Origin of the sequence: Streptomyces sp. NPDC126503, assembly GCF_040302405.1 — a bacterium.
GTDB classification, from domain to species: domain Bacteria; phylum Actinomycetota; class Actinomycetes; order Streptomycetales; family Streptomycetaceae; genus Streptomyces; species Streptomyces gulbargensis.
In genome coordinates this window covers 238,816-263,436 of the sequence record NZ_JBEORS010000006.1, presented here as the reverse complement: position 1 = coordinate 263,436, position 24,621 = coordinate 238,816, and the positions used below count along the sequence as shown (strand labels likewise).

The following is a 24,621-nucleotide window of genomic DNA, read 5'->3' as shown; positions in this document are numbered from 1 at the left end:
CGCAGGCGCGCGGGCGCACCCCGGATCTACCCTGGGAGCGTGGCCGAGACCGTTCTCACCAACACCGGACTCGACAGGTTCCTCGCCCTCCTCGACGGGAAGCCCGAGCACCGCGAGCCCGCCTTCGCCCGTGCCGCCGAGGCGGTCCTGGGCCTGCTGGCCCTGCGCGGCGCCGACCGCACGAGCGGACTGCCCGAACCGACACCCGCCCTCGTGCGGCAGCTGCTTGTGGAGGACCTGCCCACCTTCGTGTACGCGGCCCCCGGCGAGCTCGCCGCCTACCGGGCCGTCCTCGGCGAACTGGCCGGACGGTTCGACGAGGAGCTGCGCGAACGGATCGCCGCCGCCGTCGACGAGTGCGCCCCCGACTTTGAACGCGCCATGCGCGACCCCGGCAACCTCACCTGGCACCGCTGGTACGCCTCCCTCCTGCGGTCCTGCGGCGCCGACCTCACCGACCCGGAGGACGTGCGGGGCCGGCTCGGATCGCTCGACGGCGCGCCCCTGCCCGACGGGGTGCGCCGCGCCGACCTCATGGCCCGCACCGCCCTCGCCGACGTCCTCCTCCCGGAAGCCCTCACCCGGGCGTACGTCCGGGACGCCGAGGCGCCCCCGCCCGCCGGCCCGCTCCTCGACGACCACACCGTCGCGGCCGGAATCGGCACCGTGGCCGCAGCTCTCCTCGACCGGTGGACGGCGGCCGGGCTCGCCGAACAGCTCGCCGGACCCTACGCCCGGTTCGCGCCCGGCCCCGAGGCCTTCCCCCATCTGGCCCTGGCCGACGCCCTCCTCGGCGAGCACCTCGACTACTACGGCGATCCCTCGGTCCCCGTCCCCCCGCCGCCCGCGATCGAACCCGGCCCCGTCGAGGAGGACGCCGACGCCCTCACCGCCGCCGTGGAGGACCTCGCCCGCAGCGGCCCCGGAGTCCTCGGGAGCGAGGCCCCGCACCTTCTGTACGTGAGCTACCAGCGCGGCGGCACCCCGGAGTCCGTCGCCCGCAGGGCCGCCGAGTACGAGGACTGGTCCGTCGACCCGGCGCTGGAGGACCTGCCCGTCACCGTGCCGGACGAGGCCCCCGCCGCGTACCGCACCCCGCCCCTGCCCGAACTCGTACGGCTCCTCGGGCTCCCCGCGCTGAGCGAGGCCGACCGGGCCCGGCTCGACGGCCCGGCCTGTGACCTGGCCGCCGTCACCGACCGGCTCGCCGCCACCGGACTGGTCTTCCGCACCGGTGACGCCTTCGGGCTCACCCCGCGCGGCGCGGGAGCCGTCCGCTACCTCCTGGCGGTCCGCGGGGTCGCCGCGCCCGACGCCGCCGAGACCGCCGCCTGGAGCGCGCCGGCCCTGGTCGCCGCGGCCGCCGGCTGGCCCGCACCGGCCGCCGCGCGGGTACTCGCCGACTGGCTCCACACGCGCGTGGACACCGCGCACGCCTGGTCCGAGCTGCTCTCCGCGCTCGGCACCGTCCACGCCGGCACCCCGGACGCCGCCGCCGTACGCGCGCTGTTCGGGCTCCTCGACACGGGCTCCGCCCCGGCCGACGCCCTGCGCGGAGCCCTCGGCGACCCGGTCGTCGGCGCCCGCGCGTACGAGGCGCTGCGCGGCCGCGGCGAACCGGCCGACCACCTGCGGGTGCCCACCTCGGCCCGGGCGCTGCGCGTCCTCGACCACCTGCCCGGCAAGAAGGGCCCCCTGGAGTCGCGGCGCGCCGCCTTCGACGAGGCGGCGGCCGCCTGGCCGGGCGGCTCGGCCGCCCTGGTCCGGGCGATGGCCGAGGCGGACCGTCCCACCGCCGAACGGGTCCTCGGCCCCCTCGGGATCAGCCTGCCGTGAGGTACATGCCCGAGGTGCCGGCGCCCGCCGTGTTGCGGCAGCTGCGGTTCCCGGTGGGCGTGGCGTGGATCAGCGCCAGACAGCGGCCGAGGGCCTGCTGGCCGTAGAAGCTGGGGTGCATCGACTCCTGCACGAGGCCCTGGGTGCTCCGGCTGTCGATCCACCGCGCCCACTCGCTCGTGGCGGCCGAGGGCGGCACCGTGGAGGTGACCTGACGGCTCGCCTTCGCGCACACCTCCCGGCCCTGCAGGGCGTCCCGCAGGTCCATGAACTGCACGCCCTTGGCGACCGCGACCTGCTTCAGGCGGCCGGCGATCTGCGGCACGAGGGAGTCGCGGGCCCAGTCCGAGTCGGCGTTCCAGAAGGGGCACCCGCCGGTGTTGGTGCGCGCCCAGCCGCTCTCGGCGTACCGGTTCTCGGCGGCGCGGGGGATCGGGGAGGGGTACGACTGGAGCACGATCCGGTAGTCGGAGGGGGCGTAGCCGGCACCGGTCATGACCGCCCGGATCTCGTCGACGGACCGTCCGACGTCCGCCATCACTCCGTCGATCTTCGCGTCGACCTCGGCCTGCTGGTCGTCGTGGCAGTAGGAGTACCAGACGATGTAGTCCGTCGCGCAGGTGCTGATGATGTCGGCGAAGCCCAGATCGTTGCCGCCGATGGAGAGCGCGATCAGCTTCACGTCGTGGGAGGCGGCGACGGCGGCGAGCTGGTCGGCCTGCGGCGCCTCGCCCTTGTACGGCTGTCCGCCCCGCGAGGCGCGGAAGACGTTGGCCGTGGTGGCGCCGGAACAGGCCAGGTTGACGAGGGCGGAGGCGATCGGCCCCGCGCTGTTCACCTCGGAGGAGTCCGAGCGGTGGCAGCCGCCCGCGGTCGCGCCGTACACCCGCGACGGGTCGTAGCCGCTGCCCGTCCAGGCCCGGTCGGTCCCGTCGCGGCTGCCGGCGTTGTTCAGGCTGTTGCCCTGCCAGCGGCCGGCCTCGCCGGAGATGTAGCTGTCGCCCATCGCGACGACGGCGGTCGGGCCGCTGCCGGGGGAGGCGTGGGCGGCCGGGGCCGCGGTGGCGGCGAGCCCGGCGGCGGTGCAGAGGGTGGTGCACAGGGCCAGGAGTCCGCGCAGGGCGCGGCGGGGGGACGAAGGCATGACGGTGCTCCTGCGGTGCGCAGTGACGTGGGGGACGACCGCCGGCCGGTGGCATGGCGGAATCTCGCACGGCGTGGCTTGTTACCGCTAGGTAGCTGCATATCTCGGTTGCGTCACGGCACCTGTGACGCGCCAGGGCCCCGCCGTCCGGTGGTGTGCGCCACCGGGCGACGGGGCCCTGGTCGGATGCTGTTCGGCCGCTGTGCGGGTCAGCCGACCAGCTGCTCGTAGGCGGGCAGCGTCAGGAAGTCCGCGTAGTCCGCGTCGAGGGAGACGTGCAGGAGCAGGTCGTGCGCCTGCTGCCACTTTCCGGCCGCGAAGGCCTCCTCGCCGATCTCCTCGCGGATCGCGGCGAGCTCCTCGGCGGCGACCTTCCGGGCGAGCTCGGGGGTGGCCGCCTCGCCGTTCTCGAAGACCACGCCGGCGTTGATCCACTGCCAGATCTGCGAGCGCGAGATCTCGGCGGTGGCCGCGTCCTCCATCAGGTTGAAGATCGCGACGGCACCGAGGCCGCGCAGCCAGGCCTCGATGTAGCGGATGCCGACCTGCACCGCGTTGCGCAGGCCCTCGTAGGTCGGCCTCGCGTCGAGCGAGTCGATGGCGATGAGGTCCCCGGGGGCCACCGAGACGTCCTCGCGGAGCCGGTCCTTCTGGTTCGGCCGGTCGCCGAGGACCGCGTCGAAGGAGGCCATGGCGATCGGGACCAGGTCCGGGTGGGCGACCCAGGAGCCGTCGAAACCGTCGTTCGCCTCGCGGTCCTTGTCGGCCTTGACCTTCTCGAAGGCGACCTTGTTCACCTCGGCGTCCTTGCGGGACGGGATGAAGGCCGCCATGCCGCCGATCGCGTGCGCGCCGCGCTTGTGGCAGGTGCGCACGAGGAGTTCGGTGTACGCGCGCATGAACGGGGCCGTCATCGTCACGGCGTTGCGGTCCGGCAGGACGAACTTGGCGCCGCCGTCACGGAAGTTCTTGACGATGGAGAAGAGGTAGTCCCAGCGGCCCGCGTTGAGACCGGCGGCGTGGTCGCGGAGCTCGTAGAGGATCTCCTCCATCTCGTACGCGGCCGTGATGGTCTCGATGAGGACCGTGGCGCGGACGGTGCCCTGCGGGATGCCGACGTAGTCCTGGGCGAAGACGAAGATCTCGTTCCAGAGGCGGGCCTCCAGGTGCGACTCCGTCTTCGGGAGGTAGAAGTACGGGCCCTTGCCGAGGTCGATCAGCCGCTGGGCGTTGTGGAAGAAGTAGAGCCCGAAGTCGACGAGCGCGCCGGGCACCGGGCGTCCGTCGAAGGTCAGGTGGCGCTCCTCCAGGTGCCAGCCGCGCGGCCGCATGACGACCGTGGCGAGCTCCTCGGCGGGCTTGAGGGCGTACGACTTGCCCGAGCGCGGGTCCGTGAAGTCGATCTTCCGGGTGTACGCGTCGATGAGGTTGAGCTGCCCAAGGACCACGTTCTCCCAGGTGGGCGCCGAGGCGTCCTCGAAGTCGGCCAGCCACACCTTCGCGCCGGAGTTCAGCGCGTTGATCGTCATCTTGCGGTCGGTGGGGCCGGTGATCTCGACGCGGCGGTCGTTCAGGGCCGCCGGGGCCGGCGCGACCTTCCAGGAGTCGTCGGCGCGGATCGCCGCGGTCTCGGGCAGGAAGTCCAGGGTGGACGTACGGGCGATCTCGGCGCGGCGCTCCGCCCGGCGGGCGAGCAGCTCGTCCCGGCGCGGCGTGAACCGCCGGTGCAGCTCGGCGACGAAGGCCAGCGCCGCCTCGGTGAGCACCTCCTCCTGACGGGGCAGGGGCTCGGCGTTGACGACGGCCAGGGGGGACGGCGCTGGTGCGGACATGAACTGTCACTTCCTTCAGCGGACTTCGCGGGCGGTGCCAGGCGGCCGCCGGGCGTCACGCGAAGGCACGGAGTGCCGCGGGCGCCGAGATACGGCCGCAAGCGCCGTCAGAGGTATCAGGCGCTTCTGAACAGTGGATACTAGTTTCCTCATAGTGGAAGTTCAATGGTTTGTTGATGTCGAGATTCTCCGGATCGACAGAACGTGGCGCTCCGTGCCACACCGTGGCGGCCCCGGTGCCGAAGGTCAGCTCTCAAGCCGCGCCAGATCCGCCTCCGTGTCGATGTCGTACGGCTCCGCCACGTCCGCGCACTCCACCAGCGTGACCGCCGCCCGGTGCGCCGCCAGGTAGTCCCGCGCCCCCCGGTCGCCCCTCGCCGTGCCGGCGATCCCCGCCCAACGGTCCGCCCCGAACAACACCGGATGCCCCCGCCTTCCCTCGTACGAAGCCGCCACCAGCGCGTCCCGCCCGCCGTACGCGGCCCGGACCCGGGCCACCGCGGCCGCCCCGATCCCCGGCTGGTCCACCAGCGACACGAGCGCCGCGTCCACCCCGCGCGGATCGGCCGCCAGCGAGGCGAGCCCCACCCGCAGCGAGGACCCCATCCCCTCCTCCCAGTCCGGGTTCTCCACCAGCACGCACCCGGGCAGCTCCGCCCGCTCCCGTACGGCCCCGGCCGCCGCGCCCAGGACGACGTGCACCACCGTGCAGCCGCCCGCGCGCAGCACGGACAGCGCGTGCTCGACCAACGGCCGGCCGCGATGGGGGAGGAGTGCCTTGGGGCGTCCGCCGAGCCGCCGGCCGCCCCCGGCGGCGAGCAGCAGACCCGCGACGAGCGGGGTGCCTTCGGCGGGACGTGCGGGCTGTCGGCCGTGCGCGGTTGTCATGGGACCTGCATACCCCATCGGCGGAATGACACGGTCGCCTGAATTCCCGTCCGGAAGGGTGGCGCGCGGGGTGGCGAAGGAGTTTACTGGCCCGACTCCCGGCGTCCGGCCGCCGTTCGACGGGCCGGCCCGGCGCGTGGGGTACTGCGCACACCGTCGTGCGAGGGGGGAGAACCATGTTGCGAAGTGGCGTGGGGCAGAGGCGAGTGACCGGCGAGGGCGTGGACCCCAGAGTGGCCGAGCTGCGGTCCGCCGTCTCCCGGCTCCGGCGCGAACTGGCCGTCCACCGGGCCGACTTCGCCGACCGGGGCATAGCCGAGGACGAGCTCGCCGCCCTGGACGCCATGGCGATCAGCGGCACGCCCGAGGTGCGCCGGCTCCGCCGCTCCCTGCTGATCGTCGCCGGCTCGCTGGGCTCGGTCAGCGCCCTCGCCGGCGGCCTCGCCGCGGTCCGCCACGCCGTCGAACTCTTCGGCCCCCCGCCCCCGGAGGGCGACCGGCCGCGCTGACCGGGGACGCGGGCGCGTGGCCGGTCGGCTCCGGGCCTCGCCGAGCCGCCCGGGCCGGCGCCGCCGGCCGTGGCGGGACGGCCGGAACCGGGCCCGGGCCCTGTGCGGTAGAGAGGGCGCGGCGCCCACCGCCGGATGCGCGGGCGGAGGGGCCCTCGGGCAGGCCGGGCAGGGGGTGGCCCCCGTCCTCGGCGTCGCGACCGGCGCCCTCACCATCACCGCGGACGCGCATCACGCGCGAGGAGCGGGACGGGCAGCAGCTTCCGCGGGTCCGGGGCCAGTCGTGGGTGAGCCGGGCGCCGCACCAGGTTCCGGCCGGTTCCGACATGGGGTGGAGCCCGCCATCCGCTCCAGGCTCGGCCGGCCGTGCCACAGCCGACGGTGCAGCGGGCGAGGGCCGGGGCCACCGGAGCGGCCGCCGGCCGGTGCGGAGGCCGGGGCCACGGGCGCTCCCGCACGCCCGCGACGGCTGCCGGGCCCCGGGCCGGGCGGCTGCGGGCCCGTACCCCCCCGGCGGCGCGGTCACCGCGACGGGCGCCGGCCACACCCCGCCCCCGGCCCCGAGGGCGTGCCGTCAGCGCCGGATCAGGCGCCGGGCCCGCGCCGCCGCCACCGCCGCCGTACGGGAATCCACGCCGAGCTTCGCGAAGACGTGCACCAGGTGGGACTTGACCGTCGCCTGGCTCAGGAACAGGGCCTTGCTGATCTGCTGGTTCGACAGGCCCTCGCCCACCAGCTGGAGCACCTCCAGTTCGCGCTTGGTGAGGGCCTGCGCGGGCGTCCGCATGCGGTCCATGAGCCGGTGCGCCACCGCCGGGGCGAGGGCGGACTGTCCGGCCGCAGCCGTGCGTACGGCCGCCGCCAGCTCCTCGGGCGGCGCGTCCTTCAGCAGATAGCCCGACGCGCCCGCCTCCACCGCCGCCAGGATGTCCGCGTCCGTGTCGTACGTCGTCAGGACCAGCACCTTCGGGCCCCCGGGCAGCGCCGTGATCGCCGCCGTCGCCTCCACGCCGTGCATCCCCGTCCCGAACTGGAGGTCCATCAGGACCACGTCGACGCCGCCCGCCGCCGCCCGCTCCACCGCCCGCTCGGCCGTCGCCGCCTCCGCGACCACGGCGAAGCCGGGTTCGGTGGCGAGGACGGCGCGCAGCCCGGCCCGTACCACCGGATGGTCGTCGGCCAGCAGGAGCCGTACGGTCATGTGCCCACCTCCTCGGGAAGGGGCAGCGAGACGGCCACCGCCGTCCCCTGCCCGGGCGCCGACTCGACGGTGAACGTGCCGCCCAGCGACTGCGCCCGCGACCGCATCGCCGGCAGGCCGAAACCGCCCTCGGAGGAGGGCCGCACCGCGGCCGGATCGAAGCCCCGCCCGTCGTCCACCACGTCCAGCGTCACCGAACCGTCCATGAACGACAGGGTGATCTCGGCCCGCGAGGCGTCGGCGTGCCGCACCGTGTTCGCCAGCGCCGACTGCGCGATCCGCAGCAGCGCCACCTCGTACGGGGTCGGCAGCCCGACCGGCGTCCCGCTCACCGTGAACCGCACCCGCGGGCCGGCCCCCGGCGCGCACAGCCGCTCCAGGGCCGCGGCCAGCGAACCGGCCTCCAGGTCCGGCGGCGTCAGCGCCCGCACGAATCGCCGCGCCTCCGCCAGGTTGTCCTGCGCCGCCCGCCGCGCCCGCTCGATGTGCCCGGCGGCCGGCGCGTCCGGCGGCAGCGCCCGCTCGGCGGCCCGCAGCAGCAGCTGGATCGAGGACAGTCCCTGCGCCAGGGTGTCGTGGATCTCCCGCGCCAGCCGCTCCCGCTCGGCGAGCGTCCCCGCGTGCCGCTCGGCCGCCGCCAGCTCCTCCCGGGTCTCGATCAGCTCCTCGATCAGCCGCCGCCGCCGCTCGCTCTCCCGGTACAGCGCCTGGTACCCGAGCACCGTCGCCACCGCCACCGCCGCCCCGAGCAGCGGCCCGATGAACACCCCCGGGTTGAGCGCGGCGCCGTGCCCCGCGTACGAGACGATGGCGGCGACCGCCGTCAGCGCGACCGACGGCAGCGACCAGCGGGCCGGCAGCAGATGCAGCTGGAGGAAGTACAGCGGGAACGCCACCCACAGCGCCTCCGGCGTGACCCAGAGCAGCGCCAGCCAGGACGCCCCGAGCACCCCCAGCCACACCCCGGCCGCCCGCCGCGACGCACGCACGGACGGCAGGAACGAACCGGCCGCGTACACCGCCCCGGTGACCGCCGCGAGCACCGCCCCGGCCGGCGTGCCCGACCGCACCCCCGCCAGCACCAGCAGCCCCGCCATCAGCAGATGCAGGCAGAGGCGCAGCACGCGCAGCGCGGGGGTGAGGGCACGGGGATCCATGATTCACCCAGCGTAGGCGGCGCACGGCCGCCCGGGCTCAACCGAAAGTTTGATCGTGGAGCCATCCGGGGCGCGATGCCCGCCGGGCGCCGGCGGACCAGGCTGGTCGGCATGTTCGTGGCATGGAGAGACCTGAGATTCGCCCGGGGACGGTTCGCCCTCATGGGGGCCGTCATCGTCCTGATCACCCTGCTCGTCGGGCTGCTGTCCGGGCTGACCGCCGGACTCGCGCGGGAGAACGTCTCCGCGATCACCGGGCTGCCCGCCGACCGGCTCGCCTTCACGGCGCCCGCGCCCGGCCAGGAGGTCTCCTTCGCCCGGTCGGCGGTGACGGGGGAGCAGTGGCGGCGGTGGGCCGAACGGCCCGGCGTCACCCGGGCCGCCCCGCTCGGCATCCGCACCGCCGACGCCCGTGCGGGTGACCGCGCCGCCGCCGTCAGCGCCTTCGGTACGGAGCCGGGCGCGGGCCTCGCCCCCGGTCCCGTCGCCGCCGGGCGGGCCGTCCTCTCCACCTCCGCCGCCGTGGAACTGGACGTCACCGCCGGGGACGCGGTCCGCGTCGGCCCCCTGGAGCTCACCGTCGCCGCGGTCGCGGGCGACGCCTCGTACAGCCACACCCCCGTCGTGTGGACCTCCCTCGCCGACTGGCAGCGCCTCGGCGCGGACGGCACGGGTCCGGGCGGAACCGGTGCGGGCGGGACCGGACCGGCCGGCAGGGGTTCCGCGGAGCGGGCCACCGTCGTCGTCCTCGCCGGTGCCGGCGCCGACTGGGCGGCCGGTGACGCCGCTCTCGGGACGCGGGCGAGGACGGTGGACGAGGCGCTGACCGCCATCGGCTCCTACCAGGCGGAGAACGGATCGCTCCAGATGATGCGCGGGTTCCTCTTCGCCATCTCCGCGCTCGTCATCGGGGCCTTCTTCACCGTCTGGACGATCCAGCGCGGCGGAGACGTGGCCGTCCTCAAGGCCCTCGGCGCCTCCACCCCGTACCTCCTCAAGGACGCCCTCGGACAGGCCGTCCTGATGCTCACCGCCGGAACCCTCACGGGCACGGCCCTCGCCGCCGGCGCGGGCGCGCTGATCGCCGGCGGGGACGTGCCCTTCGTGCTGGAACCGCTCACCGTCCTCGGTCCGGCCGCCGTGATCACCGTCCTCGGAATCCTCGGCGCCGCCCTTTCCGTCCGGCGGATCACCGCCGTCGACCCCCTCGCCGCCCTCGGGAGCGCCCGATGACCCTCGTCCTCGACGACATCACCCTCACCTACCCCGACGGCGACGGCCGCCTGACCGCCCTCGACTCCGTGTCCCTGGAGGTTCCGGCCGGCTGCCTCACCGCCGTCGTCGGCCCCTCCGGCTCCGGCAAGTCGAGCCTGCTCGCGGTGGCGGCCACCCTGGTCACCCCCGACCGGGGCCGGGTCCTCGTGGCCGGCACCGACACCGGCACCCTCTCCCCGGCCGCCCGGGCGCAGCTGCGCGCGGAACACATCGGCATCGTCTTCCAGCAGCCCCATCTGCTGCCCGCCCTGACGGCTCTCGAACAGCTCCAGGTGATGGCCCACCTGGCGGGGCGCAGGCCGAAGGAGGTACGGGAGCGGGCGCGGGACCTGCTCGGCGCGGTCGGCCTGGCGGACCGGGCCGCGGCCCGCCCGCACCAGCTCTCCGGGGGCCAGCGGCAGCGCGTCAACATCGCGCGGGCCCTGATGAACGAGCCCTCGGTGCTGCTGGTGGACGAGCCGACCAGTGCGCTCGACCACGAGCGGGGAGCGGCGGTGATGGACCTGATCGCCGGCCTGACGACCGAGCGGGGCACCGCGACGGTCCTGGTCACGCACGACCGGACCCACCTGGCCCGCGCCGCGCGCACGGTCACGGTCCACGACGGCCGCCTCACGGCGCCCGTGCCCGTCTGAGCACGGGCGCGGGCCCGCCCTCCGGACCGGGACGGCGGGCCCGCGCCCGTACGCCGGTGGGTTACGAGGCGCCGTTGGCGGCGGTGTTGGCGAGGGCCGTGGACAGCTCGCGCGCCACCTGCTGGAGGATCGGGACGATCTTGTCCGTCGCCGCCTCCGTCACCCGGCCCGCGGGTCCCGAGATGGAGATCGCCGCGGCCGTGGGGGAGTCGGGCACCGGCACCGCGAGGCAGCGGACCCCTATCTCCTGCTCGTTGTCGTCGACCGCGTAGCCGGTCGCCCGGACCGTCTCCAGAGCCGCCAGGAAGCCCTCGGGCGTGGTGATCGTCTTCTCCGTCGCGGCCGGCATGCCCGTACGCGCGAGCAGCGCGCGCACCTCCTCGGCCGGCGTGTGCGCGAGGAGGGCCTTGCCGACGCCCGTGGAGTGCGGCAGGACCCGCCGGCCGACCTCGGTGAACATGCGCATGGAGTGCTTGGACGGTACCTGCGCCACGTAGACGATCTCGTCGCCGTCGAGCAGCGCCATGTTGGCCGTCTCGCCGGTCTCCTCCACGAGCCGCGCCAGGTACGGGCGGGCCCAGGTGCCGAGCAGGCGGGCGGCGGACTCGCCGAGCCGGATGAGGCGGGGCCCGAGCGCGTACCGGCGGTTGGGCTGCTGGCGGACGTAACCGCACGCCACCAGCGTCCGCATCAGCCGGTGGATGGTCGGCAGGGGGAGCCCGCTGCTCGCGGAGAGCTCGCTGAGCCCGACCTCGCCCCCGGCATCGGCCATCCGCTCCAGGAGGTCGAAGGCACGCTCAAGGGACTGGACGCCTCCGCTCGCGGCGGCGGGCTTGGCGGCGTCGGTGGTGCTGGCGCTGGACGTCGGCACGTCAACGGTCCTTTCGGGGCAGGCGGGCAAGGCAGCAGCCTACCGGGCCACCGGCCCTGGCACACGGCCCAGGTCGGGGCGTCCGGGCCGGTCAGCGGGGTGTTTGTCCGATGTCGGCGGCCGCGTCGAGGGGTCCTGATCCACCCCGCATGTACGGAGCTACGTTCTACTGTACGAAATATCGATTCCACTTCATGGAAACGTCCAAGTGGGCCCCTCGGAGGTGGCCGGGAGCGGACGGGCCCTTGACGGCATGTCGTCGCGGGTGAAGACTCCTTCAACAGTTCGTTGAATTTCTGCTTCATGGAAGAGGAAAAGGGGTACGGGTGGACGTCAACCTGGTCCTGCGCTCGACGCGTGTCATCACCCCCGAAGGCGCCCGCGCGGCGTCGATCGCCGTCTCCGGCGGGACGATCACCGCCGTCCTGCCGTACGACGCCGAGGTACCGGCCGGCGCCCGGCTGGAAGACGTCGGGGACGACGTGATCCTGCCCGGCCTGGTCGACACCCACGTCCACGTGAACGACCCCGGCCGCACCGAGTGGGAAGGCTTCTGGACCGCCACCCGCGCCGCGGCCGCCGGCGGCATCACCACCCTCCTCGACATGCCGCTCAACTCGCTGCCCCCCACCACCACCGTCGACAACCTCCGCGTCAAGCAGGACGTCGCCCGCAGCAAGGCCCACATCGACGTCGGCTTCTGGGGCGGCGCCCTCCCCGACAACGTCAAGGACCTGCGCCCCCTCCACGACGCCGGCGTCTACGGCTTCAAGTGCTTCCTCTCGCCCTCCGGCGTCGAGGAGTTCCCCGAACTCGACCAGGAACAGCTGGCCACCTCCCTCGCCGAGATCGCCGGCTTCGGCGGACTGATGATCGTCCACGCCGAAGACCCCCACCACCTCGCCGCCGCACCCCAGAAGTCCTCCCCGGCCTACGCCGACTTCCTCGCCTCACGCCCCCGCGACGCCGAGAACACCGCCATCGAGAACCTGATCAACCAGGCCCGGCGGCTCGACGCCCGCGTCCACGTCCTCCACCTCTCCTCCTCCGACGCCCTGCCGCTCATCGCCGCCGCCAAGGCCGAAGGACTCAAGGTCACCGTCGAATCCTGCCCGCACTTCCTCACCCTCACCGCCGAAGAGATCCCCGACGGCGCCACCGAGTTCAAGTGCTGCCCGCCCATCCGCGAAGCCTCCAACCAGGACGCCCTCTGGCAAGGTCTCGCCGACGGAGTGATCGACTGCATCGTCTCCGACCACTCGCCCTCCACGGCCGACCTCAAGACCCCCGACTTCTCCTCCGCCTGGGGCGGCATCTCCTCCCTCCAGCTCGGACTGCCCGCCATCTGGACCGAGGCCCGCCGCCGCGGCCACACCCTCGAAGACGTCGCGCGCTGGATGTCCGAAAGCCCCGCCCGCCTCGCCGGACTCGACACGAAGGGCGCCATCGAAGCGGGCCGCGACGCCGACTTCGCCGTGCTCGACCCCGACGCCACCTTCACCGTCGACCCCGCCGAACTCCAGCACCGCAACCGCATCACCGCCTACGCCGGCAAGACCCTCCACGGCGTCGTCACCTCCACCTGGCTCCGCGGCCGGCGCATCAACGACCACGGGACCCTCGCCGAACCCGCCGGCCGCCTCCTCGAAAGGAACAACTGACGTGCCCGCCATACCCCGCTACACCGGTGACGCCAGCCCCTACGGAGGCGGCGACCCCTACGCCGACTACCGCACCGCCGACTTCCCCTTCACGCAGTACGCCGACCTCGCCGACCGCCGCCTCGGCGCCGGCGTCATCGCCGCCAACGACGAGTTCTTCGCCGAGCGCGAGAACCTGCTGAAGCCCGAGGCCGCCGAGTTCGACCCCGAACACTTCGGCCACAAGGGCAAGATCATGGACGGCTGGGAGACCCGCCGCCGCCGCGGCGTCTCCGCCGACCAGCCCCACCCCACCGAGGACGACCACGACTGGGCCCTCGTACGCCTCGGCGCCCCCGGCGTCATCCGCGGCATCGTCGTCGACACCGCCCACTTCCGCGGCAACTACCCCCAGGCCGTCTCCGTCGAGGCCACCTCCGTCGCCGGCTCCCCCTCGCCCGAGGACCTCCTCGCCGACGACGTCAAGTGGACCACCCTCGTCCCGCGCACCGCCATCGGCGGCCACGCCGCCAACGGCTTCGCCGTCGACGTCGAACAGCGCTTCACCCACCTCCGCGTCAACCAGCACCCCGACGGCGGCATCGCCCGCCTCCGCGTGTACGGCGAAGTCGCCCCCGACCCGCGCTGGCTCGCCGCCCTCGGCACCTTCGACCTCGCCGCCCTCGAGAACGGCGGCCAGGTCGAAGACGCCTCCGACCGCTTCTACTCCCCGGCCACCAACACCATCCAGCCCGGCCGCTCCCGCAAGATGGACGACGGCTGGGAAACCCGCCGCCGCCGCGACAAGGGCAACGACTGGATCCGCTACAGCCTCGCCGCCGAAGCCGAGATCCGCGCCGTCGAGATCGACACCGCCTACCTCAAGGGCAACAGCGCCGGCTGGGCCGCCCTCTCCGTCGCCGCCGAAGGCACCGACGACTGGACCGAGATCCTCCCCAGGACCCGCCTCCAGCCCGACACCAACCACCGCTTCGTCCTCGACACCCCCGCCGTCGGCAGCCGCGTCCGCATCGACATCTACCCCGACGGCGGCATCTCCCGCCTCCGCCTGTACGGCTCCCTCACCGAAGCGGGCGCGGCCCGGCTCACCGCCCGCCACCAGGAACTCGGCGGCTGAACCCACCCCAGCCACCGACCCCGGGCGGGCACGACACCCCGCCCGGCCAGAGGACGCACCGACCCGACAGCACCGGTGCGTCCTCTGCATCTCTCCCGGGCTCGGTCGCCTCCGGGCGCCCGAGCCGGACTCACGGCCCCGACCGTGCTCGACCCGCTCGTCCCTCGCGGGCCCGCGCGCGCTCACGACCGTTCCCCCGGCGCGCCCTTCGGCTCACTCACCCCCCTTTTTTCAGGTTCGGTTCGCCTCCGGGCGCTCAAGCCGGACTCACGGCCCCGACCGTGCTCGGCCCGCTCGTGCCTCGCGGGCCTGCGCGCGCTCGCGACCGTTCCCCCGGCGCGCCCTTCGGCTCACTCACCCCCGGCTATGCCGTGTGGCCGCCGTCCACCGTGAACTCCGCCCCCGTCACGTACGACGCCTCCGGGCCCGTGAGGAACGAGACCATCGCGGCGACCTCCTCCGGGGTGCCGAAGCGGCCGAGGGCAGTCATCGAGGCCTGCGGTCCGGCGTACGGGCCGTCCGCCGGATTCATGTCCGTGTCGATCGGGCCCGGGTGGACCAGGTTCGCCGTGATCCCGCGCTCGCCCAGCTCACGGGCGAGCGCCTTCGTCAAACCGACCAGCGCCGCCTTGCTCGTCGCGTACAGCGTGCCACCCGGCCCCGGCACACGGCCGACCATGCACGAACCGATCGTGACGATCCGCCCGCCCCGGCCCAAGCGGCCGGCCGCCGCCTGCGACGCCAGGAACACCGCCCGCACATTCACCGCGAGGACCCGGTCCACCTCCGCCAGGGACAACGACCCCAGCGGGCCGAGCACCCCCGCACCCGCGTTGTTCACCAGCACATCCAGCCGGCCCAGCGCGTCCGCCGCCCACTCCACCGCGCCCGCCGCGTCCCCGGCGTCGGCCGCGTCCGCCCGCAGCGGCAGTGCCCTGCGCCCCGCCTCCTCGATCCGGGCCGCCACCTCCTTCGCCCGCCGCTCGTCCCGCACATAGGTGAACGCCACATCCGCCCCCTCCCGCGCCAGACGCACCGCCGTGGCCGCGCCGATCCCCCGGCTGCCGCCCGTCACCAGAACCGCCGTACCGCTCCGCATGGACATTCCGGAACCCTCTCTTTCGAACCAAGTGGTTGCGAGTTCAAGGAAAGTCGGCGGCAGGCACGGGCGCTGGCGGGAAACGGACACCACGACCGCCGCCGATGAGTTCCACCGGGCGGCGCGGTCGGAACTTCCGGGACACGACGGTCCGGAAGAGAAAGGCACGCGCCATGGCCACCCTCACCCTCACCCAGTTCCTCAGCCTCGACGGCGTCCACCAGGCCCCCGGCGGCCCCGAAGAGGACCGCACCGGCGGCTTCGAGCACGGCGGCTGGACCGTCCCGTACGCCGACGACGACTTCGGGCAGTTCATCGACGAGGTCTTCGCCCGCCCCACCGCCTTCCTTCTCGGCCGCCGCACCTACGAGATCTTCGCGAGCTACTGGCCCCACCGGACCGACCCGGCCGACCCGGTGGCCACCAAGCTCAACGCCCTCCCCAAGTACGTCGCCACCACCACCCTCACCACCGCCGACTGGGCCGGCACCACCCTCCTGCGCGGCGACGTCCCCCAGGAGGTGGCCGCCCTCAAGGAGCGCACCGAGGGAGAGATCCAGACGCACGGCAGCGGCGGCCTCGCCCGCACCCTCCTGGACCACGACCTGATCGACACCCTCCACCTCCTCGTCTTCCCCGTCGTCCTCGGCACCGGCCGCCGCCTCTTCTCCGAAGGCACCCGGCCCACCGCCTTCCGGCACACCGGGGGCCGCACCACGAGCACGGGCGTCACCATCCACACCTACGAGCGGGCCGGCCGCCCCACCTACGGCAGCTACTGAACCTCGGGGGAGGGGAGCCGGGGAAAGATGTAGCCACCACGGGCCGTGCCCGGTACGGTGAGCGCTCCACGTGCGAGCCGCCGAAGTCTCCACCTCGTCACCACCGTTGGAGCCCCGGCCGCCATGTCGTCGATCGCCGCCCCCGTCCCCCTCGGCACCCCCCGCCGAGCCTGGCTCACCGACCTCCCCCTCCTCCTCGTGGCCGTCGTCTGGGGCGGCAGCTACCTCGCCGCCAAGGGCATCACCACCACCCACACCGTCGTCGCCGTCCTCGTCCTGCGCTTCGCGCTCGTCCTCCCCGTCCTCGTGGTCGCCGGACGGCACAAGCTGCGTGCGCTCGGCGCCGCCCAGTGGCGCGGCGCCGCTCTCCTCGGGCTGATCCTCGGCGGGATCTTCCTCCTGGAGACCTACGGCGTCGTCCACACCTCCGCCACCAACGCGGGTCTGATCATCAGCCTCACCATGATCCTGACCCCGCTCGCCGAGGCCGTCGTCACCCGCACCCGCCCGCCCCGGGCCTTCCTCGGCGCCGCCGCCCTCTCCGTCACCGGCGTCGTCCTGCTCACCCAGGGCGGAGGCTTCACCACCCCCTCCCTCGGCGACCTGCTGATGCTGCTCGCCGCCGTCGCCCGCACCGTCCACGTCCTCGCCATGTCCCGCATCAAGGCCGTACAGTCCGCCGACTCGCTCTCCCTCACCACCGTCCAGCTCGGCGCCTCCGTCGCCGTCTTCGCCGTCATCGCCACCCTCCCCGGCACCGGCGCCTCACCCTGGACCGTGGCCCTCGGCTTCGGCCCCCGCGAATGGGCCGGACTCCTCTTCCTCTCCGTCCTCTGCACCCTCTTCGCCTTCTTCGTGCAGATGTGGGCCGTCCGCCGCAGCTCCCCGTCCCGGGTCAGCCTCCTCCTCGGGACCGAACCGCTCTGGGCCGCCGCCGCGGGCCTCGCCCTCGCCGGAGACCGGCTCGGCCTCCCCGGCCTCGCGGGCGCCGCCCTCGTCCTCGCCGGCACCGCCTGGGGCCGCCGCGCCGCCGACCAGGACGCCCGATAGGTTCTGTGTCCATGACATCCGCTGCCCCCGAATCCCCCCTCCTGACCCGCGCCCGGCGCACGCAGGGCTGGGGCCTCGGCCTGCTGACCGTTGCCGCGCTGCTCTGGGTCTGGTTCGTCGTGCTGCTCCTCACCCCGTACGAGCAGCAGGACGGCGGCAGCGCCTGCCCGCCCCTCCTGACGAGCGAGTACGTCCACCACGACGACTGCGTCGAGGCCCGGGACTGGCCCGGCCTCCTCGCCCTGCTCGGCGGGTCCGTCCCCTTCGCCGCCGCCGGCGCCGCCCTCTACGCCGCCGGTGCCGTCACCCAGCGGGTCGCCGAACACCTCGGCGGGAAGGACGACTGACCCCGTCCCGATACCGGCCCCCGGGCCGGAACGCTCAGTCCTTCGCCACCCGGTCCGAAGCGATCATCACGACCAGCCCCAGGACGGCGACGACCAGGTTCGCGTACAGCTCCCTGCCCTCCAGGACGGCTATGTTCTCCGTCAGGAAACGGGTCAGGCCCATGAAGCTGAACCAACCGTCCGTCAGCTCGCGGATCACCCCGCAGACGCCGAAGACGGTGAGCAGAAAACCGGTGACCTCCAGAAACCTCTTCATGGAGCGATCATGACCGGAACGGCCCGCCCGCCGCGTCCGCCGTTCGTCCACGCCGCCCGCGACGAAAGTCTCGACCCCGGCGACCTCGGTACCCGCCCGGGCCGCCACGAGCGGCACGCGGCCCCCGTCTGCGTACATTGCGGATATGACAGGTAAGGACCGGCAGGACCGGCAGGACCGGTGGCACTGGCTGCTCCCCTCCCACCTGGTCGCACCGGACGGGACGACCAGGCCCCGGCGGACCGTCCGCGACTGGGCCGTCGACACCGCTCTCTTCCTGCTCGCCGCCCTCGTCGGGCTCGTCGCCGCCGACAGCAGCGCCGAGTACAGCGGCCCCACGGTCATCCTTCTCGACCAGCTCACCGGCGCCGCCGCCTGCTGCGCGCTCTGGCTGCGCCGCCGGTGGCCCGCCGGACTCGCGACCGGCCTCTCCCTGCTGAGTGCCGTCGCCCCGGTCGCGGGCGGAGCCCTCCTCGCCGCCCTCTTCGGCGTCGCCGTCCGCCGCCCCTTCCGCGAGGTCGCCGCCATCGGCGCGCTCGCCGTCGCCGCCTCCACCCTCCAGGTGTTCGTCCGGCCCGACCCCACGATCAACGCCGGGATCGCGATCCTCCTCGGCTTCGTCCTCATCCTCCTCGTCACCGCCTGGGGCATGCTCGTCCGCTCCCGCCGCCAGCTCGTCGAAGCCCTGCGCGAACGGGCCCGGCGGGCCGAGGCCGAAGCCGAACTGCGGGTCGCCCAGGCGCAGCGTCTCGCCCGCGAGGCGATCGCCCGCGAGATGCACGATGTCCTCGCCCACCGCCTGACCCTGCTCAGCGTCCACGCCGGCGCCCTCGAATTCCGGCCCGACGCGCCTCCCGAGCAGATCGCCCGCGCCGCCGGCGTCATCCGCGACAGCGCCCACGAGGCCCTCCAGGACCTCCGCGAGATCATCGGAGTGCTCAGGGCGCCCGGCGACTCCGGCGACCCGGCCGGCGGCAACCGTCCGCAGCCCACCCTCGCCACCCTCGACACGCTCGTCGCCGAGTCCCGGGAGGCGGGCATGAAGATCGTGCTCGACTCCACCGTGGACGACCCGGCCGCCGTGCCCGCCGCCACCGGCCGCACCGTCTACCGCATCGCCCAGGAGGGCCTCACCAACGCCCGGAAACACGCCCCCGGCACGGAGGTCACCGTCACCGTCCGGGGCCGACCCGGCGACGGCCTCACCGTCGACGTCCACAACCCCGCTCGCGCCGGGCCCGTCCCGCACGTCCCCGGTTCCGGCCAGGGCCTCATCGGGCTCACCGAACGCGCCGCCCTCACCGGTGGCCGGCTCGAACACGGCCCCGCCCCCGACGGCGGCTTCGCCCTGCACGCCTGGCTACCGTGGCCCGCATGACCATCCGGCTGATCGTCGTCGACGACGACCCCCTCGTCCGCGCGGGCCTCTCCCTCATGCTCGGCGGTGCCGAGGACATCGCGATCGTCGGCGAGGCCGCCGACGGAGGCGAGGTCCCCGCCCTCGTCGAGCGGCTCGCCCCGGACGTCGTCCTCATGGACATCCGCATGCCCGGTGTCGACGGCCTCACCGCCACCGCGGACCTGCGCGGCCGCCCCGGCGCACCCGAAGTCCTCGTCCTCACCACCTTCCACGCCGGCGAACAGGTGCTGAGCGCCCTGCGCGCCGGCGCCGCCGGGTTCCTCCTCAAGGACACCCCGCCCGCCGAGATCGTCGCCGCCGTCCGCCGGGTCGCCGCCGGGGAGCCCGTGCTCTCCCCGGCCGTCACCCGTCAGCTGATGCGCCACGTCGCCGACGCCCCCGCGGCCCCCGGCGCTGCCCCGTCACGCCGCGCCGCCGACCCCGGCCGCCGCGCCGCCCTCGACGCGCTCCCCGACCGTGAGCGGGAGGTCGCCCTGGCCGTCGGCCGGGGCCTGTCGAACGCGGAGATCGCCGCCGAGCTGTACATGAGCGTGCCCACCGTCAAGACGTACGTCTCCCGCCTCCTGGCCGGCCTCGGGCTCAACAACCGCGTGCAGATCGCCCTGTTCGTCAACGACGCGGGCCTCGCGGACGAGGAGACCTGAGCGCCCGGACACGCCACCGGCGGGCCCGCCGGGAGACCGGCGCCTACCCCTCGCCCGCCGCCCCGTCCACGCGGACCGGACGGCGTTCGCGCCGGGAGCGCTCGCACGCCTCCGCGATCCGCAGGGCCGTCAGCGCCTCCCGGCCGTCGCACGGGTTGCCGGCGTCGCCCCGCACCAGCCGTACGAACGCGTCCAGTTCGGCCTCGTACGCCGGGGCGAACCGTTCCAGGAACCCGGGCCACGGCCTCGCGGGCGCCGGCGGGCCCGGGAGCTCCACCGAGCGCAGCGGCGTCCGGTCGTCGAGGCCCACCGCGATCTGGTCCCGGTCGCCCGCCAGTTCCATCCGCACGTCGTACCCGGCCCCGTTGCACCGGGTCGCCGTCGCCGTGACCAGCGTCCCGTCGTCCAGGGTGAGCAGCGCGGCGGCCGTGTCCACGTCGCCCGCGGCGCGGAACATCTCCGGGCCCGCGTCCGCGCCCGTCGCGTACACCTCCACCACCTCCCGGCCCGTCACCCAGCGCACGATGTCGAAGTCGTGGACCATGCAGTCCCGGAACAGCCCCCCGGACAGCGGCAGATACGCGGCGGGCGGCGGCTCCGGGTCGGAGGTGGCCGCCCGTACCGTGTGCAGCCGGCCCAGCCGCCCCGAGCGGACCGCGTCCCGCGCCGCCCGGTACCCCGCGTCGAAGCGGCGCATGAAACCGATCTGCAGCGCTGTGCCCGCCCGCGCCACCGCGCCGAGCGCGGCCGAGGTCCCCGGCACGTCCAGGGCGATCGGCTTCTCGCAGAAGGCGGGCAGGCCCGCGCCCGCCGCCCGGGCGATCAGCTCCGCGTGCGCCGCCGTCGCCGAGGCGATCACCACCGCGTCCAGCTCCTCCGCGAGCAGCGCGTCCACGTCCGGCGCGACCCGCGCCCCGAGCGCCCCCGCCACCGCCTCCGCGCGCCCCCGGTCGGCGTCCGCGAGGACGAGCGCCCCGACCTCCGGATGCCGGGCGAGGACGCCCGCGTGGAAGCCGCCGATCCGTCCCGTACCGATCAGTCCGATGCGCATGGCCCCACCGTGGAGGCGCCCGTACCCCCTGTCAAGCTTTGTCAGGACAACCGGACGTCACGACTTCCCGTCATCCGCGCCCGCCGTTACGCTCCCCTGCGTGCCCCCGCCGCCCGGCTCCCCGCTGCCCCCGCTCTCCGTGGACCGCACCAGCCCGGTCCCGCTCTACTTCCAGCTCGCCCGCCAGCTGGAGAGCGCCGTGGAGGACGGGACCCTCGCCCCGGGCACGCTCCTCGGCAACGAGATCGACCTCGCCACCCGCCTCGGCCTCTCCCGGCCCACCGTCCGGCAGGCCATCCAGACCCTCGTCGACAAGGGGCTCCTGGTCCGCCGCCGGGGTGTCGGCACCCAGGTCGTACGGAGCGGGGTCCGCCGCCCCCTGGAGCTCAGCAGCCTCTACGACGACCTGGAGAGCACCGGCCACCGGCCCGCCACCCGTGTCCTCGTCAACCGCCTCGAACCCGCCCCCGCCCCGGTCGCCGCCGCCCTCGGCATACCGGAAGGCACCACCGTCCACTACCTGGAGCGGCTGCGCACCGCCCACGGCGAGCCCCTGGCGTACCTGCGCAACCACCTGCCCGCCGGGCTCATCGACCCCGGCACCGCGCCCCTGGAGACCACCGGCCTCTACCGGACGCTCCGCGCCGCCGCCCTCACCCTCCACAGCGCCCGCCAGACCGTCGGCGCCCGCTCCGCCACCGCGTCCGAGGCCGCCCTGCTCGACGAACCGCCGGGCGCGCCGCTCCTCACCATGGAACGCACCACCTTCGACGACACCGGCCGCGCGGTCGAGCACGGCTCCCACCTCTACCGCGCCGGCCGCTACTCCTTCGAGTTCCGCCTGATGGTCCGTCCGTAGCCCGCCGCGGCCGGGAACGGGCCCCACTGACGAGCGCCGCGACCCGCATGACCGATACTGCAATGCACGCAGAAGGACACAAAGGAGGGCACGGCCTCGTGACCAGGCTTCGGACAGGAGGGGTACGCGCCGCCGTCGGCGCCGTGCTCGCGCTCACACTGACGGCAGCGCTGGCGGGGTGCAGCAGCACGGGCGGCAAGCGGGCGGAGGACGCCCGCAGGGCGGCCGAGGCCCAGGGCCGGTCGGCCGTGGACACCCCCCGCTGGACCTTCGCGATGGTGACCCACTCCGGCGACGGCGACACCTTCTGGGACATCGTCCAGAAGGGCGCCAAGCAGGCCGCCGTCAAGGACAACATCACCTTCCTCTACGCCCACAGCGACGAGGGCAAGGAGCAGGCCCAGCTGGTCGACTCGTACATCTCCAAGGGCGTCGACGGACTGATCGTCACCCTCGCCAAGCCCGACGCGATGAAGGCCGCCGTGGAGAAGGCCGTCAAGGCCGGCATCCCGGTGATCACCGTCAACTCGGGCGCCGAGCAGTCCAAGGCCTTCGGCGCCCTCACGCACATCGGCCAGGACGAGACCGTCGCCGGCGAGGCCGTCGGCGAGGAGCTCGACAAGCGCGGCCGGAAGAAGGCCCTCTGCGTCCTGCACGAGCAGGGCAACGTCGGCCACGAGCAGCGCTGCGCCGGCGCGCGGAAGACCTTCGGCGGCGAGCTCGTCAACCTCTACGTCGACGGCACCAACATGCCCGACGTCAAGGCGTCCATCGAGGCCAAGCTCCAGTCCGACAAGGACCTCGACGCCGTCGTCACCCTCGGCGCACCCTTCGCCGACACCGCCGTCCAGGCGGCCCGCAGCGCCGGCAGCAAGGCCGAGGTCGACACCTTCGACCTCAACGCCAAGGTGGCCGCCGCCCTCCAGGCCGGCACCCTCGGCTTCGCCGTCGACCAGCAGCCCTACCTCCAGGGTTACGAGGCCGTCGACCTGCTCTGGCTCCACCGCTACAACGCCGACGTCCTCGGCGGCGGCCGCCCCGTCCTCACCGGCCCCCAGATCATCACCAAGGAGCAGGCCGGCACGCTCGCCCGGTACACGGAGCGGGGTACCCGATGAGCACCACCGCCCCGGCCCCGGACGGCATCGACCACGTCGACGAGCGCCTGCTCCGCACCACCCCGCTGAAGAAACTGCTGGCCCGGCCCGAGCTCGGCTCGGTCGTCGGCGCCCTCGCCGTCTTCGTCTTCTTCGCGGTGACCGCCGACAGTTTCCTGCGCCTGTCCAGCCTCGGCACGGTCCTCTACGCCGCCTCCACCCTCGGCATCATGGCCGTGCCCGTCGCCCTGCTGATGATCGGCGGCGAGTTCGACCTCTCCGCCGGTGTGCTGGTGACCAGCTCCGCGCTCGTCTCCTCGATGTTCAGCTACCAGATGACCGCCAACGTCTGGGTCGGCGTCGGCGTCTCGCTGCTCGTCACCCTGGCCGTCGGCGTCTTCAACGGCTTCATGCTGACCCGTACCGGACTGCCCAGCTTCATCATCACGCTCGGCACCTTCCTCATGCTCACCGGCCTCAACCTCGGCCTCACCAAGCTCATCGCCGGCACCGTCTCCACCAAGACCATCGCCGACATGGAGGGCTTCCCCTCCGCCCGCGCCCTCTTCGCCTCCCAGCTGACCGTCGGCGGCGTCGAACTCAAGGTCACCATCCTGTGGTGGCTCGGCCTCGTCGCCCTCGCCACCTGGATCCTGCTGCGCACCCGCTTCGGCAACTGGATCTTCGCCGTCGGGGGCGGCGCCGACGCCGCCCGCGCGATCGGCGTCCCCGTCCACCGCACGAAGATCGGCCTCTACGCCGCGGTCGCCTTCTGCGCCTGGGTCTCCGGCCAGCACCTGCTGTTCTCCTTCGACGTCGTCCAGTCCGGCGAAGGCGTCGGCAACGAGCTGATCTACATCATCGCGGCCGTCATCGGCGGCTGTCTGATCACCGGCGGATACGGGTCGGCCGTCGGCTCCGCCGTCGGCGCCCTCATCTTCGGCATGACCAGCAAGGGCATCGTCTACGCCGAGTGGAACCCCGACTGGTTCAAGTTCTTCCTGGGCGCGATGCTGCTCCTCGCGACCCTCCTGAACGCCTGGATCCGCAAGCGCGTGGAGGCCACCAAGTGACGACCGCTCCTCTTGTCGAGCTGGCCGGCGTCAGCAAGTACTACGGCAACATCCGCGCCCTCGAAGGCGTCTCTCTGGAGGTCCGCGCCGGGGAGATCACCTGCGTCCTCGGCGACAACGGCGCCGGCAAGTCCACCCTCATCAAGATCGTCGCCGGTCTGCACCGGCACGACGCCGGAACCTTCCGCATCGAGGGCGAGGAGGTCACCCTCGCCAACCCGCGCGACGCCCTCGACCGGGGCATCGCCACCGTCTACCAGGACCTCGCCGTCGTCCCCCTCATGCCGGTGTGGCGCAACTTCTTCCTCGGCTCCGAGCCCACCCGCGGCAAGGGCCCCTTCCGCCGGCTCGACGTCGAGCTGATGCGGACCACCACCCGCGAGGCCCTGCTCCGCATGGGCATCGACCTGCGCGACGTCGACCAGCCCATCGGCACCCTCTCCGGCGGCGAGCGCCAGTGCGTCGCCATCGCCCGCGCCGTCCACTTCGGCGCCAAGGTCCTCGTCCTCGACGAGCCGACCGCAGCCCTCGGCGTCAAGCAGTCCGGGGTCGTCCTGAAGTACGTCGCCGCCGCCCGTGACCAGGGCCTCGGCGTCATCCTCATCACACACAACCCGCACCACGCCCACCTCGTCGGCGACCGGTTCGTCCTGCTCAAGCGGGGCGTCATGGCGGCGAGCCACACCAAGGACTCCGTCACGCTCGACGAGTTGACCCGGCAGATGGCCGGCGGCAGCGAGCTGGAGGACCTGCGCCACGCCCTGGAACGCCCCACCGGCGCGTAACGGGCCCCCGACCCCCCTCCTGGCAGAATCGG

Annotated in this window: 24 protein-coding genes; 15 read left to right on the top strand and 9 right to left on the bottom strand. The window is 74.0% G+C overall.

Features of this window, described 5'->3' with window-relative positions:
- Nucleotides 1-39: 39 nt before the first annotated feature.
- The gene (locus ABTY40_RS11295) at nucleotides 40-1,836 is read left to right on the top strand and encodes a hypothetical protein (protein ID WP_352059279.1); all 1,797 of its coding nucleotides are present in this window, start codon (nucleotides 40-42) and stop codon (nucleotides 1,834-1,836) included.
- Here the strand turns inward: ABTY40_RS11295 and ABTY40_RS11290 are convergent.
- The 3 genes from ABTY40_RS11290 to ABTY40_RS11280 form a co-directional block, all read right to left on the bottom strand.
- Complete coding sequence (locus ABTY40_RS11290) at nucleotides 1,823-2,980, bottom strand: GDSL-type esterase/lipase family protein (RefSeq protein WP_352059278.1); 1,158 nt, start codon at nucleotides 2,978-2,980, stop codon at nucleotides 1,823-1,825. The genes ABTY40_RS11295 and ABTY40_RS11290 overlap by 14 nt on opposite strands.
- Before the next feature lie 209 nt (nucleotides 2,981-3,189).
- A complete protein-coding gene (aceB, locus tag ABTY40_RS11285; protein WP_352059277.1) occupies nucleotides 3,190-4,812 on the bottom strand; it encodes a malate synthase A in 1,623 nt (540 codons plus the stop codon).
- Nucleotides 4,813-5,058: 246 nt separating this feature from the next.
- Nucleotides 5,059-5,700 (bottom strand): nucleotidyltransferase family protein, encoded by a 642-nt coding sequence (locus tag ABTY40_RS11280; RefSeq protein WP_352059276.1) that lies wholly within the window; start codon nucleotides 5,698-5,700, stop codon nucleotides 5,059-5,061.
- 176 nt (nucleotides 5,701-5,876) lie between these two features.
- Here ABTY40_RS11280 and ABTY40_RS11275 point away from each other — a divergent pair, with 176 nt between their 5' ends.
- Nucleotides 5,877-6,209, top strand: coding sequence for a DUF5955 family protein (locus ABTY40_RS11275; RefSeq protein ID WP_352059275.1), 333 nt, complete (start codon nucleotides 5,877-5,879; stop codon nucleotides 6,207-6,209).
- Between the two features lie 574 nt (nucleotides 6,210-6,783).
- Here ABTY40_RS11275 and ABTY40_RS11270 read toward each other — a convergent pair.
- Together ABTY40_RS11270 and ABTY40_RS11265 are read right to left on the bottom strand one after the other, a co-directional pair.
- Nucleotides 6,784-7,410 carry a response regulator gene (locus ABTY40_RS11270; RefSeq protein ID WP_352059274.1) on the bottom strand — a complete coding sequence of 209 codons (627 nt, stop codon included), beginning with the start codon at nucleotides 7,408-7,410 and terminating at the stop codon, nucleotides 6,784-6,786.
- Nucleotides 7,407-8,567 (bottom strand): sensor histidine kinase, encoded by a 1,161-nt coding sequence (locus tag ABTY40_RS11265; RefSeq protein WP_352059273.1) that lies wholly within the window; start codon nucleotides 8,565-8,567, stop codon nucleotides 7,407-7,409. Before ABTY40_RS11265 ends, ABTY40_RS11270 begins: the two co-directional genes overlap by 4 nt.
- 111 nt (nucleotides 8,568-8,678) lie before the next feature.
- Between ABTY40_RS11265 and ABTY40_RS11260 the strand changes: the two genes are divergently transcribed.
- On the top strand, nucleotides 8,679-9,800 hold the full coding sequence (locus ABTY40_RS11260; RefSeq protein WP_352059272.1) for an FtsX-like permease family protein: 1,122 nt from the start codon (nucleotides 8,679-8,681) through the stop codon (nucleotides 9,798-9,800).
- A complete protein-coding gene (locus tag ABTY40_RS11255) occupies nucleotides 9,797-10,477 on the top strand; it encodes an ABC transporter ATP-binding protein (RefSeq protein WP_352059271.1) in 681 nt (226 codons plus the stop codon). Before ABTY40_RS11260 ends, ABTY40_RS11255 begins: the two co-directional genes overlap by 4 nt.
- Before the next feature lie 61 nt (nucleotides 10,478-10,538).
- On the opposite strand, the gene ABTY40_RS11250 is transcribed toward ABTY40_RS11255, so the two are convergent.
- A complete protein-coding gene (locus ABTY40_RS11250) occupies nucleotides 10,539-11,348 on the bottom strand; it encodes an IclR family transcriptional regulator (protein ID WP_352059270.1) in 810 nt (269 codons plus the stop codon).
- 326 nt (nucleotides 11,349-11,674) lie between these two features.
- On the opposite strand from ABTY40_RS11250, the gene allB reads away from it, so the two are divergent.
- The gene (gene allB / locus ABTY40_RS11245) at nucleotides 11,675-13,009 is read left to right on the top strand and encodes an allantoinase AllB (protein WP_352059269.1); all 1,335 of its coding nucleotides are present in this window, start codon (nucleotides 11,675-11,677) and stop codon (nucleotides 13,007-13,009) included.
- A gap of 1 nt (nucleotide 13,010) precedes the next feature.
- Nucleotides 13,011-14,126, top strand: coding sequence for an allantoicase (alc, locus tag ABTY40_RS11240; RefSeq protein WP_352059268.1), 1,116 nt, complete (start codon nucleotides 13,011-13,013; stop codon nucleotides 14,124-14,126).
- A gap of 364 nt (nucleotides 14,127-14,490) precedes the next feature.
- Here the strand turns inward: alc and ABTY40_RS11235 are convergent, their stop codons facing one another.
- On the bottom strand, nucleotides 14,491-15,231 hold the full coding sequence (locus ABTY40_RS11235; protein ID WP_352059267.1) for an SDR family NAD(P)-dependent oxidoreductase: 741 nt from the start codon (nucleotides 15,229-15,231) through the stop codon (nucleotides 14,491-14,493).
- A gap of 167 nt (nucleotides 15,232-15,398) precedes the next feature.
- Here ABTY40_RS11235 and ABTY40_RS11230 point away from each other — a divergent pair, with 167 nt between their 5' ends.
- The 3 genes from ABTY40_RS11230 (at nucleotide 15,399) to ABTY40_RS11220 (ending at nucleotide 17,404) form a co-directional block, all read left to right on the top strand.
- Nucleotides 15,399-16,007 carry a dihydrofolate reductase family protein gene (locus ABTY40_RS11230; protein WP_352059266.1) on the top strand — a complete coding sequence of 203 codons (609 nt, stop codon included), beginning with the start codon at nucleotides 15,399-15,401 and terminating at the stop codon, nucleotides 16,005-16,007.
- 123 nt (nucleotides 16,008-16,130) lie between these two features.
- Nucleotides 16,131-17,057: a DMT family transporter gene (locus tag ABTY40_RS11225; RefSeq protein ID WP_352059265.1), complete on the top strand. Its 927-nt coding sequence runs from the start codon at nucleotides 16,131-16,133 to the stop codon at nucleotides 17,055-17,057.
- An 11-nt stretch (nucleotides 17,058-17,068) separates the two neighbouring features.
- On the top strand, nucleotides 17,069-17,404 hold the full coding sequence (locus tag ABTY40_RS11220; protein ID WP_352059264.1) for a hypothetical protein: 336 nt from the start codon (nucleotides 17,069-17,071) through the stop codon (nucleotides 17,402-17,404).
- A gap of 34 nt (nucleotides 17,405-17,438) precedes the next feature.
- Here the strand turns inward: ABTY40_RS11220 and ABTY40_RS11215 are convergent, their stop codons facing one another.
- The gene (locus tag ABTY40_RS11215) at nucleotides 17,439-17,660 is read right to left on the bottom strand and encodes a hypothetical protein (RefSeq protein WP_352059263.1); all 222 of its coding nucleotides are present in this window, start codon (nucleotides 17,658-17,660) and stop codon (nucleotides 17,439-17,441) included.
- Between the two features lie 145 nt (nucleotides 17,661-17,805).
- Here ABTY40_RS11215 and ABTY40_RS11210 point away from each other — a divergent pair, with 145 nt between their 5' ends.
- Complete coding sequence (locus ABTY40_RS11210) at nucleotides 17,806-19,038, top strand: sensor histidine kinase (protein WP_352059262.1); 1,233 nt, start codon at nucleotides 17,806-17,808, stop codon at nucleotides 19,036-19,038.
- The gene (locus ABTY40_RS11205) at nucleotides 19,035-19,724 is read left to right on the top strand and encodes a response regulator (RefSeq protein WP_352059261.1); all 690 of its coding nucleotides are present in this window, start codon (nucleotides 19,035-19,037) and stop codon (nucleotides 19,722-19,724) included. Before ABTY40_RS11210 ends, ABTY40_RS11205 begins: the two co-directional genes overlap by 4 nt.
- A gap of 43 nt (nucleotides 19,725-19,767) precedes the next feature.
- On the opposite strand, the gene ABTY40_RS11200 is transcribed toward ABTY40_RS11205, so the two are convergent.
- Nucleotides 19,768-20,775 carry a Gfo/Idh/MocA family protein gene (locus tag ABTY40_RS11200; protein ID WP_352059260.1) on the bottom strand — a complete coding sequence of 336 codons (1,008 nt, stop codon included), beginning with the start codon at nucleotides 20,773-20,775 and terminating at the stop codon, nucleotides 19,768-19,770.
- Between the two features lie 139 nt (nucleotides 20,776-20,914).
- Between ABTY40_RS11200 and ABTY40_RS11195 the strand changes: the two genes are divergently transcribed.
- The 4 genes from ABTY40_RS11195 to ABTY40_RS11180 all read left to right on the top strand — a co-directional run bounded on the left by ABTY40_RS11195 (nucleotide 20,915) and on the right by ABTY40_RS11180 (nucleotide 24,589).
- The gene (locus ABTY40_RS11195) at nucleotides 20,915-21,634 is read left to right on the top strand and encodes a GntR family transcriptional regulator (RefSeq protein WP_352059327.1); all 720 of its coding nucleotides are present in this window, start codon (nucleotides 20,915-20,917) and stop codon (nucleotides 21,632-21,634) included.
- 98 nt (nucleotides 21,635-21,732) lie between these two features.
- Entirely contained in the window at nucleotides 21,733-22,752 is a 1,020-nt protein-coding gene (locus ABTY40_RS11190; protein ID WP_345286359.1) for a sugar ABC transporter substrate-binding protein, read from the top strand.
- Nucleotides 22,749-23,804: an ABC transporter permease gene (locus ABTY40_RS11185; RefSeq protein ID WP_352059259.1), complete on the top strand. Its 1,056-nt coding sequence runs from the start codon at nucleotides 22,749-22,751 to the stop codon at nucleotides 23,802-23,804. Before ABTY40_RS11190 ends, ABTY40_RS11185 begins: the two co-directional genes overlap by 4 nt.
- Complete coding sequence (locus tag ABTY40_RS11180) at nucleotides 23,801-24,589, top strand: ATP-binding cassette domain-containing protein (RefSeq protein WP_352059258.1); 789 nt, start codon at nucleotides 23,801-23,803, stop codon at nucleotides 24,587-24,589. The genes ABTY40_RS11185 and ABTY40_RS11180 overlap by 4 nt, the downstream gene beginning before the upstream one ends.
- Nucleotides 24,590-24,621 lie beyond the last annotated feature (32 nt).